This window comes from Paenibacillus sp. MSJ-34 (assembly GCF_018918005.1).
In the GTDB taxonomy this organism is placed as follows: domain Bacteria; phylum Bacillota; class Bacilli; order Paenibacillales; family Paenibacillaceae; genus MSJ-34.
In genome coordinates, this window is the sequence record NZ_JAHLPR010000124.1 from 1 (window position 1) to 1,386 (window position 1,386).

The window sequence follows — 1,386 nt, forward strand, 5'->3', positions numbered from 1 at the left end:
GGTCAAGTCCATTATTGTGTGTAAAATGATCCTCGTTGAGATTGTGCTAGCCAATCCGAACTACTTTTGAATCACCTTTTTTCCTGGTCTTGCGCCATTCGAGGAACTCTGCCATATCGAAATATTTCCTGCTTGTAGACCATTTCTCGTCCTGCTCCATTAACAATGCTCCAAGAAGTCGGAGAGCGGACTCACGGTTAGGAAAGATACGAATCACACGTTCTCTGCGGCGGATCTCACTGTTTAAACGTTCTACTGCATTCGTGGTGCGCGTGCGCTTCCGATACGCCGCAGGGAGCATGAGAACAGCTGTAGCATCGTCAAATCCAGCTTCTAGAATGTCCATTGCTTTCGGAGCTTTCTCTTGAAAGGTATGGACCGTTTGCTCTAGCAGAGTTCGTGCAGTTTGTACATCGGCAGCATCTAAAATGGAGCGAATATGGGCCTTCATTTCGTTTTTCAGGACTTTTGGTGCAGCATCAAGAATGTTTCGCATAAAGTGAGTTTGGCATCGTTGCCATGTCACTCCTTGCATGTGCTGTCGAACCGCTCGTACGAGCCCGCCGTGATGGTCACTGGTAATGACTTCGACGCCTCGCAGTCCACGCTGTTTGAGGTGAGAAAAGAATTCACCCCAGCTGGCCTCCGACTCCGTATCGCCGATCATCATGCCAAGCATCTCTCGTTTTCCTTCTAGATTAATGCCGTTGGCAATCATTACGCCTCGCGAACGTACACGCCCGTCCTCGCGCACCTTGATATATAGTGCATCTACGATAACAAACGGATAGTCATCTGTTAAGGGACGATTATTCCAAGCGGTGACGATAGGGTCGAGTTTCTTACAGAGGTCGCTTACAGTCGATTTCGAGAACTCCGTGCCACACAGTTCTTCCGTAACGAGCGTCACCTTACGAGTCGACACACCGTTAATAACCATCTCCATCAGCGCGAGAACTAAAGCTTGTTCACTTCGTTGGTAGCGAGAAAAGAGTTCGGTTGAAAACTTGCCGTCCCTAAAACGGGGTACCTGAAGCGTTATGCTGCCTACACGGGTTGTTAAGGTATGCGGATACGTCCCATTCCGATAACCGAGCCGTTCTTCCGTTCTCTCATACTTCTCAGCTGCCAGTTGTTCAGACGCTTGAGCCTTCAGCACCTGATTTAGTACGGATTCTAACAATGCTGATACCCCCGAATCTTGAGAATTCCCTAAAAACAACTGATGCAAAAGTTTGGAATCTAGGTTAATCTGGTATTGAGCCATAACAAAATCCCCTCCAAAGAATGTTTTCTCAACAATCTCATTCTAAACGAGGATTTTGACTATGGCTCCCTTTATTTTTGAAGCCTTAGCATTTTACACAATTATACGGACTCAACTCT

General features: G+C 47.0%; 1 protein-coding gene. It reads right to left on the bottom strand.

What is annotated here, in order from left to right:
• Positions 1-46 precede the first annotated feature (46 nt).
• A complete protein-coding gene (locus KQI79_RS27270; protein WP_216541466.1) occupies positions 47-1,267 on the bottom strand; it encodes an IS256 family transposase in 1,221 nt (406 codons plus the stop codon).
• Positions 1,268-1,386: the final 119 nt, after the last annotated feature.